Here is a 17,804-nt window from a genome sequence, read left to right as displayed (position 1 = left end):
AGAAGTTATGGTTTATTGGTTAAGAAAACAAAACGTTTTCATATTACAACCGACTCTAAGCACTTCTTTTTCAAATCTCCTAATCTGCTCAAAGATTTAACTTTAACCCACGCAGAACAAGTCTTTGCAAGCGATATAACCTATATAAAGATTGATGGTGGTCACTCCTATTTGGCTTTAGTTACCGATGCGTATTCTAAAAAAATAATGAGGTGGAAATTAGATAATAATATGAAGGTTTCATTAGTTAAAGAAGCCTTACAAATGGCATATAAAAACTGCATTCACAAACATAAAAATATCATTCATCATTCCGATAGAGGAATACAATATTGTTGCCCCGATTTCTCTGAGTTTGCTCAAAACAAAGGCTTTATATTAAGTACGACACAACAATATGATCCCTATGAAAATGCTGTAGCCGAAAGAATTAATGGAATTCTGAAATATGAATTTGTACTAAAAAACACAATCAAAAACATACAAATTGCTCAAAAAATGATAAAAGAAGCCGTAGAAATTTATAATAACGAAAGATTACATTGGAGTTTAGAACTCAAAACGCCTCAAGAAGTACATCAAAAATACAACCAGCAACCATATAAATCCTATGCACGAATAGTTGCGTAAGGAATGTTGGTAACTTTTTTAAAACCCGTAGGGAATTTTTTAAAAAAGTTATCAATGTTCCGATTACATTTAAGTAAATTTGATCAAATTAATAACCTAAAAATGGTCAAAGTATTTTAGGACAAGACAAAAAACGCAGACACTTAAAAAACATGAGAATAAATTCGAGACTTTTAGCATTATTATATTTTTTTTTAACATTAACTTTTTGTTCTTGTGATGAAAAGAAAAAAAATATATCAATAGAAACAAAACAGTTAGGTAAAAAAGAAACTATAAAAACATCAAACGTAAACGAAAATGACAATAATAAAAATGACTATTATGAAAACTTCAAAATAGAAAAAGAAAATACAATTGAAAATTTAAAAAACATATCAAAATCAGATGCAAACAATCTATATGTAAATTATTGCAAAATCAATGCGAAAATCATAAATAAAATAAACGAAAATGAACAAATAGCATTAGAAAAATTTTATTATGATGATGCAAATAGTAAAAATATTATTAGAAAATTAAACACTAAATTATTAAATATTCAATTAAGATTTGAAGAAATTGGTGAGGGTTATGTAGAAATTACGACAATACCAGATTTTTATTATAATATTTTTAAAAACTATGTTACTGAAGATTACAATGAATATCTCTATTTAATTTCAGAGGAAAATAAGAGTTTATATAGTGCTGACGCAGGACTTGCTATAACTTTTAAAGAGCTTGGAGATAGAATAATAAGCTGGGAAAATTTCATAAAAAAATATCCTAAATCTGAATTAGTTAAAGAAGTAAAATTATTCTTAAAGAACTACCAATATGATTATATTTTTGGATTGGATAATACACTAACGTTTGAAAGAGATTTTAAAAATCAAACAGAAACTAATAAAAAAATATTATACATAAATGATGAGAATAATGAGGAATTTAAAAGATATTTAAAATTATATCCAAATAGTCCAACCTCAAAATTAATCAATTTATTTATTGAGAATTATAAAGATAAACAAGAAGAAGAAGTTTTTAAATTAATAAGAAATGAAATAAATAAAAATTAATACGTCAGCTAACAAGGGTTTGTCAAGATTGCGAATTTTGTAGCATATTAAAATTTTCCTTTTACAAGATTTTCTATCTTAGCCCAAAATAATCGGTGACCAAGTTAACCACTTCAGCAATCGCCAAGACGTTAGTATTCATTTTGATATAAAACTATTAAATTCAACAACTTAATGCAACAGTTTTAATTTTTTAAATTTGTTGTATATTGAAAATAAGCGTAACAGATTATCCTTTGCAGAGCGTGTGATTATAAAGACTTTACTCTGCCAAAAGAGACCAATTTTATATATTGCCAGACAATTAGACAGAAACAAGAGTTTAATTTACAGAGAAGTAAAAAAATGGGTTCCTTAAACCCTCAAATAAATATCTAGCACACCTTGCTGTTTTTTGTGATAAAGGAGAATATTTAAACAAAAAAAAATTGATGAAATAAGAACTTATAGTAGATTAAAAATTATTTATATATATTTGATTACTAAACAATTAATCTCCCGAACAAATTACTGGAAGCATAAGAGATTTATATCCAAATGATCCCATAATGTCAATCTCTGATGAAGCTATATATAAACATATTTACAAACATAAATAGTCCAGATTAGGATGAAAATTATTTAAACTAGAACCATCGTTAAAGAAGAAATTAAAAGAGATTTGGTTGTAAAAGATAGAGAATTAAAGAGGCTGTTAATATTGAAATGAGACAAAATATAGAAGATAGAAAACAACTAAGTAATTGGTAACATGAACAAATTGTTGGTCTTGTTGACAAAAGTGCAATAGATAAGATAGTACAAAGAAAAACAAGATTTAAATATATCATTTTCATCAAATACAGAACATCCAAAACAATGACTTACGATAATGAAAAAGACATAGCTAATCACAAATTGTTAAACCAGAATACAGGAATGTACATTTATTTTGCTAACCCTTATTCAGCATGGGAAAGAGAAACTAATTAAAATAGAAATAGGCTAATTAGATGCTATTCTCTCTAGAAAAAAGACTTTAATAACATTGCAGAAGAACAACTAAAAAATACAGATAAGGCTTAATAAAATAAAAATGCTTGGTTTAAAACGCCAGCCTATATCTTAGAACTCAAAATAAATAAGATCAAAATTTAAAGGCACATTAGTACTTTTAATTTTTAACCAAAAAGACCAACTGTTGCATTAAGTTCTTAAATCCACAATTAAATGGAAGCTTAATCATCAGTTAACACACATCAAAGATGATTATGATAAATTTACGGCTCAATAAATAAGTCATAAGAAATGAAAATATCTTTAATTCTATCAATATCTCTAATGTTTTTATTTAATGCCTGCAACCAAAAGGAAAACAAAGAGAACTCCCAAGAGCAACAAACAGAAGCAACCTCGAAAAAGACAATAAGATTCGAAAACACAGAAGTAATTACAACTTTCGACATCAACAAAATCCCTGTATCTAAACAAGAAATAGGCACTTTTCCGTATTTGTCTTCACCCGAAGGTTATGTATACAATAATGAAAAGAGTAAAAATTATGAAGAAAAATATTTCTGTTTTAATGATAGCTTAGTAACCAAAATAGGTGGGAAATATTTTTTTAGTAAGATTTTAAAAAAAGAGGACAATAAAAATGAGTATGAAAAGTCATTTGTAATAAAAAGTTATGAGAATGCTATTAAAAAATTGGGAGGTATTCAAATTTATGAAGGAGTATATAATAAGAAAGCCCAGGATTTGATTAGCAAAGAAAACCCAGCTTCTTTTGAAGATTTAAACAATGACCTTTCACGAAAAAACATACAATTCTTACTTAAGGTTCCAAGTGGAAACATTTGGTTTGAATTAAGTATTCACGATAGAGACAATGAAATATTTTTTACTGTTATCCAAGAAGAAGGATTTAAACAGACTATTTCGATTCTAAAAGCCGATGAAATTAAAAAGCAATTAGACAAAACAGGAAAAGCAATATTGTATATTAATTTTGACACCGACAAAGCTACCTTAAAAGATGATGGAAACACGGCAGTATCCGAAATTGCGAAAGTAATGCAAAACGATATAAATCTCAAAGTTTCAATTGAAGGACATACCGATAATACGGGCGATGCCAGCCACAACAAAATCCTATCCACTGACCGAGCAAATACAGTATTTAAAAAATTGGTAGCATTAAAAATTGATACCAAAAGGCTAAAAAGTATTGGTTATGGTGCACAAAAGCCTTTAATAGCGAATGACACAGAAGAAAGCAAAGCAAAAAACAGAAGAGTTGAAATTGTTAAAATATAGTACTGCCACCACCCTGCGTATGTTGATATGGCGGATTTTGTGTTAAATTCAAGTTCAGTTTTTCAATTGAACTTCGGTATAAAGATGAAGTTTTGAACTTCTATTTTCATCACATCGCCAAGCCGAAAACTATTGGTTGCAATTTAACTAGAAAATCACGAATATAATACTAATAGAATATATTAAAAATGCATATAATCAATTCAAAATTAATTATTCGTATAAATTAATAAATCGTGATTTTCTATTAAATAAAAATTAAAAAATTTTTCAATATTCGTTTTGTATAGCGGTTGTTTTATTATTTTGAAATTAATTATTAATAATATTTCATATAAATTGATTCCGATTATACTGTTTTACTCAGTAGTAATTTTAATTCTGAACTTACGAGTAATCAAATTAATATTATAAAAAATAACTCAAGAGTTTCAAAATCAACGAAAATAAAATTACTAAAACTAAAACAATATGGACTTAAAGTCAATAGATTTGATTTTCAGACTTAAAGCTTGCATGTATATTAGTGCTCAATTATGAAAACATCAATATTTTTATAGATGTTTTTTTGAAGAATAAAAGCTGAAATAACATAAATGTAATTCAGCTTTTTGAAATAAAATCAATGAGAATTAAATTTTAATACTTTCGCTCCAATCGATATTCTTTTCTGCCCATTCCTTAGCAGAAGTCGTTCTAATTCCTTTTTTAGCATTAAAACTAGTGTTGTAATCCCAAGACACACCTCTTCCCTCTCCAAAAATAGATCGGTACTTGTATACAAAATTTGTTGGGTCATTTTTTAAATCTTTTGCTAATTCATCTAAATCAGAAACAGTACGCTCAAATTTTTGTCCTGACAACGACTCTATAACATCGCCTAATTGTCCGTAAGTAATGGTATCACCAGCGATGTAAACAATACTATTTTCGATTTCTGGTTTTTCAAAAAATATTTCAGCAGTTAACATTCCGATATCATCCGGAGTGGTAACCGTTACTGCAGTATCTAAACTTCCTAGTGCATTCACGACTTTTTTATCGACATCTACCACGCCAAAAAACGGTTGAAACAAATAACTGGTAAACAATCCTGTTGAAATAACAACCCATTTTGTACCCGTTTGCGCTCTAAGAATTTCCCTAACATCTAACTGTTCATCAAATAAGTCTTGGGCACTTCCACGTCCGATAATTTCAAAATCAACGCCAAATTGCCACGGAAAATAGCGTTTTACTCCAGCTTCCAATACAGCATTGGCTAATTTTATCTGAAATCCACCCGCACCGGTTGCGTATCCTGTACAGGAAACAATAGCATCGTAATTTTTAAAAATAGATACTAATTCTGATGAAGGGGCTGTAAGATCTGCAGCTAGCAATGTTACCTCCATCGCTTTCAATTCGTCAACATCTTTTTTCTTTTCAACCTGTTCTGTATCAATAGTTGATTGTCGAAGCAGCACAGTAATGCTTGTATTATAATTTTTTGCTTTTTTTGCCATATTACGGATTACAGGTAAACCTAGTTCACCAGCTCCCAAAATTAAAACTGATTTATTTTCCATCTCTTTATAAAATTTATTAGTTGGAATACATTATTTTTTTGCAAACTTTATACTTTACAAATAAAATTCCTCAACTTCAAAGGTATCAAAAACAAGATGTTAAGACAATAAGGCACCGAAACGTGTGTTAGTAACCAATAGGTTAGTATTTTGAATACCAATCTAAAAATTAAAAAGTTTAGATATTAATTAACAGCCATACTTTATATTTAAAACTTACAATTATAAATATCTGTAATAAAATTCCAGAAAATAACATTTAAGCTATATTAAGTTACCTTTATACCAGAGATAAAATTATTGCGAAAAGTAATTCATAAAACAGATGAATAATCAAATGACTGCTGATGAAATAGAAATTGCTTGGGGTTCTATTTGTAAAGTTTTGAATAAAGATACTGATGATATTAAGAGTGCTATATTAAATCATGTTGGAAACAAATGGTCACTTTACATTATACACGCTTTAGGCATAGATGGGCGAATGCGATTTTCTAATTTGCAAAAACATATTAATGGAATAAGTCAAAAGATGTTGACAAAATCGCTTCGTGAACTCGAACGCGATGGATTAATTTCAAGAACTGTTTATCCAGAAGTTCCGCCAAGAGTTGAATATGAATTGAATTCTCTAGGACGTGGCTTATTGGTTCAGGTTACTCCGCTTTGGTTTTGGATTGCAAATTCCGTCAACGAATTCAAAGAAGCAAGAGCGAATTACGATAAAACAGAATAATTGTTGAAACAATAAAATTGGAATGGTAAAAAATAATTTGCTAAACCCTTGAAACCTTTTTGTCGAGATTGAGGATTTAATGAAATTAAAGTTTTTATTCCTATCTTCGTTTTTGTAGTAAATAGTAGGATAAAAATTACCCAAAAGCTAAAAACCTTACTAATTTATGTGAAGTTTAATCTTAAAATGAAAATTAAACACAAATAAGGAATAATTAAATTCAAAAATTAAATTTATGTGCAAAGTGAAAATACAATGTTTAATTGGTTTATTCTTTTTCCTTTCGAGCTACATTTTTTTCTCGCAAATCTCTTTAAATACACAAAAATACGTTGACTGGGCACATTGGTTTAATCTAGTTGGAGCTGTATTTTTACTATCTTTTAATTCTATTTTTCCTAGAAATAATATTAGTAAAGTAGCTTCTTTTTTTACATCTTTAGGAGTTATAGCGCATATTGGACTTTGTACAATTGATTTTATTTTATGGAGTTTTGGAGACAACGATACTGCAAGAAATGAGTTAAAACAACATATAAGCAATACTCCTTTAATTTTATATCCTTTTATTATAATTGGACCTTCTTTACTTTTCATAGGACTAGCAACTCATGCTTTAAATTTTATTAAAACAAACACAATTAGCTCACTAATGGTTATTGTAGGTGCGCCACTTGTTGGCATTTCTTTTTTCTTATTAAAAAATGGTAATTTAATGTTAGTAAGTTGTTTTATGTTTACAATAGGATTAGCGCTACTCCTTTTCAGGAAAGGAAATCACAAGGGGCAAATTGAAATTGTCGAAAAAATTGGTCCAAACTAAAAAATAAATATTAAAGCTGAAAATGAAAAATTCCTGATAAAAATTATAATTTCAGATGACTTTTAATGCAAAAAAACCTCAAAATATAGACTTTTAAAAGTACTAGCTTTTGGAATTCTTATGACGTTTTACCCAAATCAGAAAGTAATAAACATCAATTGTAGAAAATGTATTTTTGGTTAAAAAATAGATGGTCGAAAAGCATTTATAACAATAAAGAAATGTGACAATAAAAATTTAAAATATCGCTTAAAAATAAAAACTTCTATTTAAGGCTACTTTAAAAAAAGTGATTACAGTAAAAACAAATAATTATTCCTGTTAGAGTTCAATTATGATTTTAATGTAATTTTAATTTTGAAAATAAGAACATTCTCCAAACAATATTTCATATAAAAAAATAAATGAACGAGCAGAATAATTTGAAAGAACTAGCGAAATTATTTTTAAAAATTGGTATTATTGGTTTTGGAGGTCCCGCAGCACATATTGCCATGATGCAAAATGAAGTAGTTGTTAAAAAAAAGTGGTTAAGCGAACAGCATTTTCTTGACTTAATTGGGGCGACAAACTTAATTCCGGGGCCAAATAGCACTGAAATGGCGATACATATCGGACATGAAAGAGCAGGTTGGAAAGGATTACTTGTTGCCGGATTTTGTTTTATATTTCCTGCGGTCATTATTACTTTGCTTTTTGCAGTGTTGTACAAAGAATATGGACAGTTACCTGAAATAAAACCTTTTTTATATGGAATAAAACCTGCTATTATAGCCATTATCCTTTCGGCTATTTTTCCATTGGCAAAAAAATCCTTAAAGACGATTCAATTAACTATTATTGGAGGATTTGTATTGTTTTTTTCATTATTACAATACAATGAAATAATTTTAATGTTTGGTGCTGGAATCGTAGCATTGGTCATTTATCAATTACAAAATAATAAAAATAATAGTGTAAATGCTATTTTACCAATAAGCTTCTTTGAATTTTCAACAACTCATTTAACTCCGATTACTAATTTAAATTTATTCCTGATTTTTATTAAAATAGGTGCGATTTTATACGGAAGTGGTTATGTCCTTTTTGCTTTTCTAGATGCAGAATTGGTAGCTACAGGAATTTTATCACGAACTCAATTGATTGATGCAATTGCTGTGGGACAGTTTACACCTGGTCCAGTATTTTCATCGGTTACTTTTATTGGTTATCAAATTAAAGGCTTCTCTGGTGCGTTAATTTCCACTTTTGCAATATTTTTACCCTCATTCGTTTTTGTAGCTCTTTTAAATCCAATAGTGAAGAAAATGAGAAATTCTAAATTATTTTCCGTCTTTTTGGATGCTGTAAATGTAGCTTCAATAGCAATTATCATTGCTATTTGTTTAGAAATGGGAAAAGAAACAATAGTAGACTGGCGAACAATATTGATTGCTTTAATAAGTATAATAATAACATTTAATTATAGAAATATAAATAGTGCTTTTATAGTTTTAGGAGGTTCTTTGATCGGTTTTCTTTTGACTTTTTTATAAATAGTTTAAAACTTTAAAAAAAATATTTTAAAAGTTATAATTGCGCTATTTTTGAAAACAATAAACTGATAATTCCTACAACTAAATTTTATGGAGCAACCAACAGCAGAGAGAATAAAAGAAATATTTGACCCGTTTTATCCTGCAAATTTAAGTTTATGGACTGAATTTTCTAAATATGTTCAGCCACGTCAGTTTTCGAAAAACGAAATTATCAAACACTTTAATAAAACTGAAAAACATATAAATATTCTTATTTCAGGTTCTGTAGCGCATTTTGTACTTGCAGACTATAAAGAGGTTTGCATTAATTTATATTATGAGAATCAGATTTTTAGTGAATATTTATCCTTTTTATTGCAATCACCAACAATAATCAAAACAGAAGCTTTAGAAGATTCCTTAATTTGGTCTATAAGCCACCAAGATTTAAATTCTTTGTATTTAAAATCGACGAAAGGATTGTTTATTGGAAAGGCAATATCCGATGCGATGTTCATTAGGAAGCAATCAGAACAAATAAATCTACTCACCCTTTCACCATCAGAACGCTATTTAAAATTAATTAAAGAGCGTCCAGAAATTTTTCAGCGAACTTCTTTAAAGATAATCGCTTCCTATCTTGGAGTAACCGCAGAAAGTTTAAGTAGAATTAGAAAAAAATTATCTTAATTTTTAATTTCTTACCCAAAGTCAATTTTTTAGAAAAATGGAATTTTTAATTTTGAAATGTAATTAAAATTTAACTTATGAAAACCAAAATTAACTATTTCGCTATTATCACTTTCTATACAATCGCCATAGGTTTGCGTTATTTATCTAATAAAACGACAATATTAGACAACGTTAATAGTGAATTTATAAAAGTAATTTTACAGGCTGTTGGTCCAGCCATTGGTGCTATTGTTGCTTTTTCAATTTTTAAAATAAAACCAAAATTAACTCTGAAAGGGAATTATAAAAACCTTATTATTCCTTTTATTTTATACTGGATTTTTCCAATTATTTTGATATTGACAGTAGAATATTTTACAAAAGGAACTTTTTCAATTATTCCTATTTTTGCCATTTTAATATACGGTCTTTTAGAAGAAATCGGTTGGAGAGGATTCCTGCAACACGAGTTAAGATCATTACCAAAACTATTAAATATTATAATTGTTGCCATTTTGTGGTTTATTTGGCACCTAAATTTCGAGATGACTAGTGGCAATATATTATTTTTTGGGATATTAGTTCTAGCCTCTTGGGGAATTGGAAAAGTAGCAGATAGCACACAATCTTTTCTTGCAGTATCGGCTTTTCATTCATTAAATAATTTCTTTCCAGAAATGAATACAACCAAAATAATTATCTTAATAGTTTTAGTTGGTACTTGGGCTATTTTGTTAATCGATAGAAAAAAAAGAAATCAAAAAAAAGAAGCTTCTCTGTAAAATTCTATTAGATAGCATCCAAGTATAAATTTCATTTTTTATATTTTATGATATCATCTTGATTTAAATCAATAGGTTAATTTGTCATCATAAAAATTTATAAAACAACAACATATTATTTATTTAAAAAATAATATTGTAAAAAACATATTATAAAGATTACTTTTTTTACCATTATGATTTTAATAAATTTCTTTTTTATTGTATTTTCGTTAGAATATATTTAGATTTCCTTTAATGGAATCTTAATTACAATTCCGATTTTTTAAAACTTATTTATAAAATAATAAAAGGACATGAAATTAGCTTCAATCGATAATAACACTAGAGACGGACAATTAGTAGTTGTAAATAAAGAATTGACAAAAGCAGTAAAAGTAATTGAAATTGCAGTGACAATGCAAGCTGCAATTGATAATTGGAACGAAACAGAGTGCAAATTAAAAACAGTTTATGAAAATTTAAACGCTGGCAAAATAAATAATAGTTTTGATTTTTCTTGTGTAAGGATACTAGCACCAATTCCTAGAGCCTATCATTGGGCAGATGGAAGCGCTTATGTAACACATGTAGAATTGGTTCGTAAAGCTAGAAATGCCGATTTGCCCGAATCATTCTGGAAAGATCCGTTAATGTACATGGGTGCGTCTGATGCTTTTATTGGAGCAAATGATGACATAGAGATTGAGAATGAAGATTGGGGAATTGATTTTGAATCAGAAATAGCAGTTATTACCAACGATGTTCCAGCTGGAACTACTGCAGAAAAAGCATTAAGTCACATCAAATTGATTACAATTATTAATGATGTCTCTTTAAGAAATTTAATTCCAAATGAACTCTCAAAGCAATTTGGATTTTATCAATCTAAACCATGGACATCATTTGCTCCTGTAGTAGTTACGCCTGATGAACTTGGAGATTTTTGGACAAAAGGAAAGTTACATTTACCTCTATATTCTACATTAAACGGAAAATGTATTGGTTCTCCAAATGCAGGAATTGACATGACATTTGATTTCGGTCAATTAATTGCGCATGCTGCAAAAACTCGTTCCTTAATGGCGGGAACTGTAATTGGCTCGGGAACTGTGGCCAATGAAGGAAGTATAAATGGTTCTAGTTGTTTAGCCGAAGTAAGATGCTTAGAAATTATAAAAGAGGGAAAAGCTATTACTCCATTTATGCGTTTTGGAGATCAAATTGAAATTGAAATGAAAGACGAAGAAGGAAATTCTATTTTTGGAAAAATAAATCAAAAAGTAAAAAAATACATTAAAAAATAATTAAAATTCAATTTTATAAATCCAATTCAATACATTTAAGGCTATCACCGATAGACCTAATATTTAAAATTAGTCCAATAAATAATTGATAAATTAATTAAAGAAATTTAATGAAAATAAAAATTAGTTTTTTAACCCTAATGCTGCTCTTATGTTTTAGTATTCAAGGCCAAACAGAAAAAAAATTAAGCAGACCTGAAAAAAATTTCGAAAAATTTTGGATCACTTTCAAAGATAATTATGCTTTTTTTAAATTAAAAGGAGTTGATTGGGATGAAACCTATAAAATATTTAGACCACAAGTTAACCGCAAGACCAAGGAAAAGGAATTAATACAATTATTTAGCGAAATGGTTGCTCCATTAAAAGATGGTCATATATCAATCTCCAAAAAAGATCAGATAGTATATAAAGTAAAGAAACCTTCGGTGTTTAAAGAAGAATTTAAAGGTCATGAAAAAGAGCTTTGGGAAACTAGTTTTAAAACGCTAGAAAAAAATGGCTTTTCGGAAATTAAAGGAATCGGACCTATTGTAAATAATGAACATTTGTACTATGTGTCACAAAATTCGGACATAGGATTTGTTAGAATTTCACGCTGTTTTGGATCTCTTGAAAGTATTTATGATGATAAAAAAGAGATTGAAGACACCCAATTGATGCTATCCTTATTTGATAGTATTTTAAATTCATTTTCTAAAACTAAAGGAATTATTATAGACATTAGAGCAAATGGTGGTGGTCATGGCGGTTTGGAACTCGCTACTTGCTTAGCGAATGAAAAAAAAATAACCCACTACAAAGCAGTACGAATAAAAGGTAATTATGATGCAATAAGTACATTAGAACCTATTTATATAACACCTAACCAGGGAGTGAATTATGCAAATCCTGTAGTAATTTTAACTAATGATAAAACAGCTAGTTCAGCCGAAGATTTTACCATTGCTCTCTATCAGCAAAAAAACGTAACTACGCTGGGAACAAATACAGCAGGAATGCTATCCGATATGCTTAGCACTGATTTGTATCATAAAATTTCTTTCACTCTTTCCAATCAAATTTATTATTCTATTGATAAAATACCTTTAGAGGGAATTGGAGTTCCTGCAAAAATTGAACTGAAAAATTCAAAAAAAGATATCGATAATGGAATTGATCCTTTGATAATAAAAGCAATTGAAATATTAAATTAAATCTAATTCTTAATAAATAAATTTTGAATACTAATTAATATAAATTATTGATTTTTAATCATTTTTTTGATCTTATAAAAGTTTAAATAAACCATAATGAAATATATTAAACCAATTATTATATTAGTTCTATTCTCTTTTTTTGGTTGTAAAGACAATGAAAAGTCTGATAATTCAAACCAAATTGAGGAAAATAATTTAGAAAAAATAACCGATGTTGCTGAACTTGAAAAACTAACACGCGATCTTTACAAATGGATAGAAACTGAAAGTTCTATTGAAGATTTTGTTCCTTTACAAAAAGAAAAAACCGACACTATTTACACCAAATTAGATCTAGAACTTAATGAAAAAAGAGTAATTGAATTGATAAATACTAATTTATTTACGAAGGGTTTTATTGAAAATTATAAAAAAATTGTACTTACAATTGATCAAAAAATGAGCAATAAAACACTTGTTTATTATATAGGTGATCTTCCTCCCTATGGTAATGATGCTAATCCTTGGTGCAATTGTCAAGATAATCCAGAAGATTATTGGGGAAAAATATCATTAAAAGATGTAAAAATCATTAATAATAAAGCAACTTATAAATGGACTTGGGGAAATCAATTTGAATACAAGGTAGAAGCAGAAAAAGAAAACGGAGTTTGGAAAATTTCCTATTTGCAAGGATTTGACTTTAACCAATTTATACCGAAAGAGTAATTTTATAAAAAATAAAAATTAAGTATATTACTCTAAAACCATAATTATATAGCCTTTATATCAATTTTATTTTATGAGAAAATAAAGATTTTAATTCTGAATTTCATCAATTATAGTAGTAATTTACCTTTTATAAAAAACCTCTTGAAATTAATTTAAAAGAGGTTTTTTACAAAATACTTTACCTAAAAAAAAATTCCATCTTTATAAAACCATTTTTCATCTTCGTAAATAAAAGTAGACAGTTCGTGATGCGTTTGTTTTTTAAGATAACTATCTAAAAAATAAGCTTTGAATTCGACTGTATTTTCAGTGCTTTTTATAATTTCTAATTTTAACCACTTGTTCGTTGTTGCCCAATGTAATATCTCAGATTTAGTATAGAAAGCTCTTTGAGAAATATGAGTAGTTAACATCAAATAATTGGCGTCATGAATAACATAAGCCGCATATCGAGAACGCATTAATTCCGCTGCCGTTTTTGCTTTTGTACTTCCATGAATAATTGGTTCACAACAATGCTCAAATTTTTTTGAAGAACCGCAATAACATAAAACTAAATTCATAGAAAGTTGAAAAATTAATTTAAACTTGTTGTTTGACCATTTAGACCAACAATCTTTTGGTGCAATTGATTAAGTAATACTTGATACCTACTTATTTCCATAAGTTCATCGTCTTCTTCAGCAAAATCTAATAACTCATCTAATTCTTCACTAACTTCAACTAGTTTATTTCCAGCTTCTTTAGCGTTTTTTTCTGCAATAAAATCAATGATACTCTGTACCCCATTTTTTATTTCATCAAACTTACTTTTTTCCATGAGTGTTATTTTTAACTATTTTCAGAAGACTTTTGTTCATTAAATTTTTTAGCAATTTCTTTTAGCTTTTCTTTCCTAAGTATCTCTGCTTGTTTTACTTTATCTTGCGCTTTATGCAATTTATCGTTGTGTTTTTTTATATTTCTATCGTTATTTCTACCCATTGTACTATTTATTAAATTATAAACTCAGTTATTGTACTGAAATTTTTGGGCAAAGTTCGGCTTAATTATTAAATTTAAATTGGTTTTAATTTGATAAATTTTATTTTTTTTATTCTGTTGCATTTATTTATGTTAACTTTAAAGAAATAAAGCAATAAAATATTTATTGTTTTAGTAAATAATTAGAAAGGAAGCAAAATAATTATAAATGAGGTTTTTATTTATTGCATTTTTTTTTATATTTATTTTTTTAACTAAATGTTGAAGTTTCCTAAATCCTACTGCTGCTAAATGGAATACCAAAAAAAACACAACATATTCATCAGATGGTTCTTTGACAGACCAAAAACTACAGGCATTATTACGTTCTTATTTTTGAGTTATATAGTTAGTTTTATTGTATTTCAGCAGTATAAAATAACCAAAGAGGATGATCAACGAGAAATGAATACAATTCTTCATGTTATTCGTCAAAATATAGAACAATCATTAAAAAACTGCTACACTGCAACTTTAACACTGGCGCTAACTATTGATGATCATGGTATTCCTAAGGATTTTGATTCTATAGGAAAATCATTAATTCGATCTAATTCTAATATCAGTACGGTACAATTGGTGCCAAAAGGAATTATAAAATACACTTATCCTATTAAAGGAAATGAGAGTGTAATGAATCTGAATATCTTAAAAGATCCTTATCTAAAAAAAGAGGCTTTAAAATCGATTCAAACTCAGAAAATGTATTTTGCAGGACCTCTAAAGTTAAAACAAGGAGGAATTGGCATTGTAGGAAGATTGCCTATTTTTGAGAACAACAAATTTTGGGGATTTTCAGCTGTGATAATAAAATTAGAGACGCTCTTAAAATCAGCAGGAGTTGATGGTATTGATAATTCTAAATATTACTTTCAGTTTTCTAAATATAATACTGTTAACCAAAAAGAAACATTTTACCTTCCAAATGTAAGTGATTTTTCCAATCATTTCAATATTTCCTTAAAAATACCAGATGGCGATTGGAAATTATATATTATATCCAAAAAGCAGAATTACTTTCAGTACCAAATAATTATTCCAGGTATCATTGGATTTTTTTTAGCGGCGTTATTTGCATTTTTAATATTTAAATTATTAAGAGTTCCCCAAGAATTGCAATCTTTAGTAAGTTTACAAGCCAATAAATTACTTAATTCTGAAATAAAATTTGAAGCTATTTTTGATCAAGCAGCGATAGGAATAGCTCACATTGACTCGTTTACAGGTAGATTTATCCAAGTAAATAATCAATATTGTCAATTATTAGGATATACGCAAAAAGAGATTAAGGAATTAAATTATCAAACATTGACTCATCCTGATGATTTGAGTGAAGATTTGATAAATATTGATAAACTTAGAGAAGGTATAACTAATAATTATGCAATAGAGAAGCGCTACATTACAAAATCAGGAAATATAATTTGGATTAATCTCACTGTTTCGCCACTTTTAAAGAAAGAAGGTAAAGTGATTAGCCATATTGCAATTATAGAAAATATTTCGTTAAAAAAAGAAGCAGAAGAATTAATTAAAAAAAGTGAAATCCGTTTTAAAAGTTTATTTGAAGAATACCCAATTGCATTATGGGAAAAAGATTTCTCTGAAGTAAAAATCTATCTTGAAAAATTAAATCTTATGGGTGAAAATCCCGAAACCGTATTTTATTATTTGCAGGAACATCCAGAAGTGGTTAAAAAATGCATTTCATTAGTAAAAATCATTGATGTAAATTCGATGTGCTTAGAACTACATGACGTTAAAACAAAAGATGAGCTAACACAAGGCCTTACAAGTCTTATAGATAAAAAATATATCTTTGATTTTAAAAAGCAAATTTTTGCCATAACACAAGGGGAAAATCAATTAATAACAGACACATTAATAAAAACATCAAAAGGAGAACTACGAGATGTAAAATTAAGATGGAGTGTAATTCGTGGTTATGAGGAATCTTTGGCCAGAACGATTGTTTCTACAGAAGATATTACGGTTCAGAAATACAACGAAAATATTATTCAAAAAGCACAACAAAGAATTGAATCATTAATTAACACAATTGATGGAATTGTGTGGGAATTTGACCTTAAAAGTGCTACGTATAATTTTGTAAGTCAAAAAGTAAAAAATCTATTAGGATATATGCCTGAGGAATGGATCAATAATAAATCTTTTTGGCCTGATCACATACATCCCGATGATAAAGAATGGGTATTGAATTATATAAAAATACAAACAGATGCTAATTTGAATCATGATTTCGAATATAGAATGATTGCCAAAGATGGCTCTATAGTTTGGTTAAGAGATATTGTTCATATTGTTTTTGAAGATGGTAAACCAGTTAGTTTACGCGGTATTATGATCGACGTGACTAAAACAAAAGAAGCTGAAAAAGATTTAAATGCTTCTTTTGATTTAGTTTTAGAACAAAATAAAAGGTTGCTGAATTTTTCTTATATTATTTCACATAATTTAAGATCACATACCAGCAATATTTCATCTATCGTTTCTTTGATGGAATCATCAGAGTCTGAAAAAGAAAGAAATGACATGATGACTTTACTCAAAACAGTATCTTGTTCGCTTGACGAAACCATGTTGCATCTCAACGAAGTAATAAACATTAGAACCAACATTAGTTTAGTATCAGAACCCCTGAACTTGCAAGATTATATTAATAGAGTTACTACTATATTATCAAAGCAAATTTCAAGTAATGAAGTTATTATTAAAACTAACATTCCTGAAAATATTTTAATCAATTATAATCCTGCTTATTTAGAGAGCATCTTGTACAATATTATTTCAAACTCCATTCGGTACAAACATCCTAATCGAAAACCTATTATTGTTATTAGTTTACTAATGGAAAATAATATAAAAATACTAGAAATTTCGGATAACGGAATAGGAATTGATCTTGATAAAAATGGCGATAAAGTTTTTGGGATGTATAAAACCTTTACTGATAATTTAGATTCAAAAGGGATTGGATTATTCATCACAAAAAATCAAGTGGATGCAATGGGAGGAACAATTACTGTAGAAAGTAAACTAAACATAGGAAGTACATTTAAAATTTATATTCAATGACAAAAAAATCAATTTGGGTAATTGACGATGATGTTATTTACCAAATTATTATCAACAAGATAATTCAACGATCAGAGATGTTTTCGAGTACTTCTTCCTTTAAAAATGGAAAAGAAGCAATTGATAGTTTAAATAATTCACTAAAAAATAATTCTGATTTACCCGATATAATATTATTAGACATAAACATGCCTATAATGGATGGGTGGGAATTTATGGAAGAAATGGGATTAATTAAACCAAAACTAAAAAAAGATATTATTGTTTACATTGTAAGCTCTTCTATAGCTATTGAAGATAAAAACAGGTCCAAAACCTATGCAAACATCTTGGGATACTTATCTAAACCTGTTACAGTAAACGACTTAGTTCTAATTGCATCCAGTGATTAAAAGTTCGAAC

The 17,804-nt window shown here is 28.0% G+C and carries 18 protein-coding genes; 14 read left to right on the top strand and 4 right to left on the bottom strand.

Going from position 1 to position 17,804, the window contains the following annotated elements:
- The 4 genes from J3S90_RS12220 to J3S90_RS12205 all read left to right on the top strand — a co-directional run.
- A partial coding sequence (locus tag J3S90_RS12220; protein ID WP_210646415.1) for an IS3 family transposase occupies positions 1 to 630 on the top strand: 630 nt, incomplete at its 5' end.
- Between the two features lie 152 nt (positions 631 to 782).
- Positions 783 to 1,691, top strand: coding sequence for a hypothetical protein (locus J3S90_RS12215; RefSeq protein WP_210646414.1), 909 nt, complete (start codon positions 783 to 785; stop codon positions 1,689 to 1,691).
- 247 nt (positions 1,692 to 1,938) lie between these two features.
- Entirely contained in the window at positions 1,939 to 2,049 is a 111-nt protein-coding gene (locus J3S90_RS16200; protein WP_449536180.1) for a helix-turn-helix domain-containing protein, read from the top strand.
- A gap of 962 nt (positions 2,050 to 3,011) precedes the next feature.
- Positions 3,012 to 3,989 (top strand): OmpA family protein, encoded by a 978-nt coding sequence (locus J3S90_RS12205; protein ID WP_210646412.1) that lies wholly within the window; start codon positions 3,012 to 3,014, stop codon positions 3,987 to 3,989.
- Positions 3,990 to 4,621: 632 nt separating this feature from the next.
- Here the strand turns inward: J3S90_RS12205 and J3S90_RS12200 are convergent.
- Positions 4,622 to 5,557 (bottom strand): aromatic alcohol reductase, encoded by a 936-nt coding sequence (locus J3S90_RS12200; RefSeq protein WP_210646411.1) that lies wholly within the window; start codon positions 5,555 to 5,557, stop codon positions 4,622 to 4,624.
- A gap of 325 nt (positions 5,558 to 5,882) precedes the next feature.
- Here J3S90_RS12200 and J3S90_RS12195 point away from each other — a divergent pair, with 325 nt between their 5' ends.
- The 8 genes from J3S90_RS12195 to J3S90_RS12160 all read left to right on the top strand — a co-directional run bounded on the left by J3S90_RS12195 (position 5,883) and on the right by J3S90_RS12160 (position 13,280).
- A complete protein-coding gene (locus J3S90_RS12195; protein WP_210646410.1) occupies positions 5,883 to 6,293 on the top strand; it encodes a winged helix-turn-helix transcriptional regulator in 411 nt (136 codons plus the stop codon).
- Positions 6,294 to 6,528: 235 nt separating this feature from the next.
- Entirely contained in the window at positions 6,529 to 7,116 is a 588-nt protein-coding gene (locus J3S90_RS12190) for a hypothetical protein (RefSeq protein WP_210646409.1), read from the top strand.
- Positions 7,117 to 7,520: 404 nt separating this feature from the next.
- Positions 7,521 to 8,651: a chromate efflux transporter gene (gene chrA / locus J3S90_RS12185; RefSeq protein WP_210646408.1), complete on the top strand. Its 1,131-nt coding sequence runs from the start codon at positions 7,521 to 7,523 to the stop codon at positions 8,649 to 8,651.
- A 90-nt stretch (positions 8,652 to 8,741) separates the two neighbouring features.
- Positions 8,742 to 9,323 (top strand): Crp/Fnr family transcriptional regulator, encoded by a 582-nt coding sequence (locus tag J3S90_RS12180; protein ID WP_210646407.1) that lies wholly within the window; start codon positions 8,742 to 8,744, stop codon positions 9,321 to 9,323.
- A gap of 77 nt (positions 9,324 to 9,400) precedes the next feature.
- A complete protein-coding gene (locus tag J3S90_RS12175; RefSeq protein WP_210646406.1) occupies positions 9,401 to 10,087 on the top strand; it encodes a CPBP family intramembrane glutamic endopeptidase in 687 nt (228 codons plus the stop codon).
- Positions 10,088 to 10,383: 296 nt separating this feature from the next.
- Positions 10,384 to 11,373, top strand: a complete 990-nt coding sequence (locus J3S90_RS12170) for a fumarylacetoacetate hydrolase family protein (protein ID WP_210646405.1) — start codon at positions 10,384 to 10,386, stop codon at positions 11,371 to 11,373.
- 110 nt (positions 11,374 to 11,483) lie between these two features.
- Positions 11,484 to 12,569 (top strand): S41 family peptidase, encoded by a 1,086-nt coding sequence (locus tag J3S90_RS12165; protein WP_210646404.1) that lies wholly within the window; start codon positions 11,484 to 11,486, stop codon positions 12,567 to 12,569.
- A 96-nt stretch (positions 12,570 to 12,665) separates the two neighbouring features.
- Entirely contained in the window at positions 12,666 to 13,280 is a 615-nt protein-coding gene (locus tag J3S90_RS12160; RefSeq protein ID WP_210646403.1) for a hypothetical protein, read from the top strand.
- A gap of 185 nt (positions 13,281 to 13,465) precedes the next feature.
- Here the strand turns inward: J3S90_RS12160 and J3S90_RS12155 are convergent, their stop codons facing one another.
- From J3S90_RS12155 to J3S90_RS12145, 3 genes are read right to left on the bottom strand one after another with little or no spacing between them, the layout of a single operon-like run.
- A complete protein-coding gene (locus J3S90_RS12155; RefSeq protein WP_210646402.1) occupies positions 13,466 to 13,846 on the bottom strand; it encodes a YchJ family protein in 381 nt (126 codons plus the stop codon).
- 14 nt (positions 13,847 to 13,860) lie between these two features.
- Positions 13,861 to 14,103 carry a hypothetical protein gene (locus J3S90_RS12150; protein ID WP_210646401.1) on the bottom strand — a complete coding sequence of 81 codons (243 nt, stop codon included), beginning with the start codon at positions 14,101 to 14,103 and terminating at the stop codon, positions 13,861 to 13,863.
- An 11-nt stretch (positions 14,104 to 14,114) separates the two neighbouring features.
- Positions 14,115 to 14,267 (bottom strand): hypothetical protein, encoded by a 153-nt coding sequence (locus tag J3S90_RS12145; RefSeq protein ID WP_188050547.1) that lies wholly within the window; start codon positions 14,265 to 14,267, stop codon positions 14,115 to 14,117.
- Positions 14,268 to 14,558: 291 nt separating this feature from the next.
- Between J3S90_RS12145 and J3S90_RS12140 the strand changes: the two genes are divergently transcribed.
- Positions 14,559 to 17,402, top strand: a complete 2,844-nt coding sequence (locus J3S90_RS12140; protein ID WP_210646400.1) for a PAS domain S-box protein — start codon at positions 14,559 to 14,561, stop codon at positions 17,400 to 17,402.
- The gene (locus J3S90_RS12135; protein ID WP_210646399.1) at positions 17,399 to 17,794 is read left to right on the top strand and encodes a response regulator; all 396 of its coding nucleotides are present in this window, start codon (positions 17,399 to 17,401) and stop codon (positions 17,792 to 17,794) included. The genes J3S90_RS12140 and J3S90_RS12135 overlap by 4 nt, the downstream gene beginning before the upstream one ends.
- The last annotated feature ends 10 nt before the right edge of the window (positions 17,795 to 17,804 follow it).

It is taken from the genome of Flavobacterium flabelliforme (genome assembly GCF_017948675.1).
GTDB lineage: Bacteria > Bacteroidota > Bacteroidia > Flavobacteriales > Flavobacteriaceae > Flavobacterium > Flavobacterium pygoscelis.
Note: the sequence above shows the minus strand (reverse complement) of the source record. Positions and strands in the feature narration are given on the sequence as shown.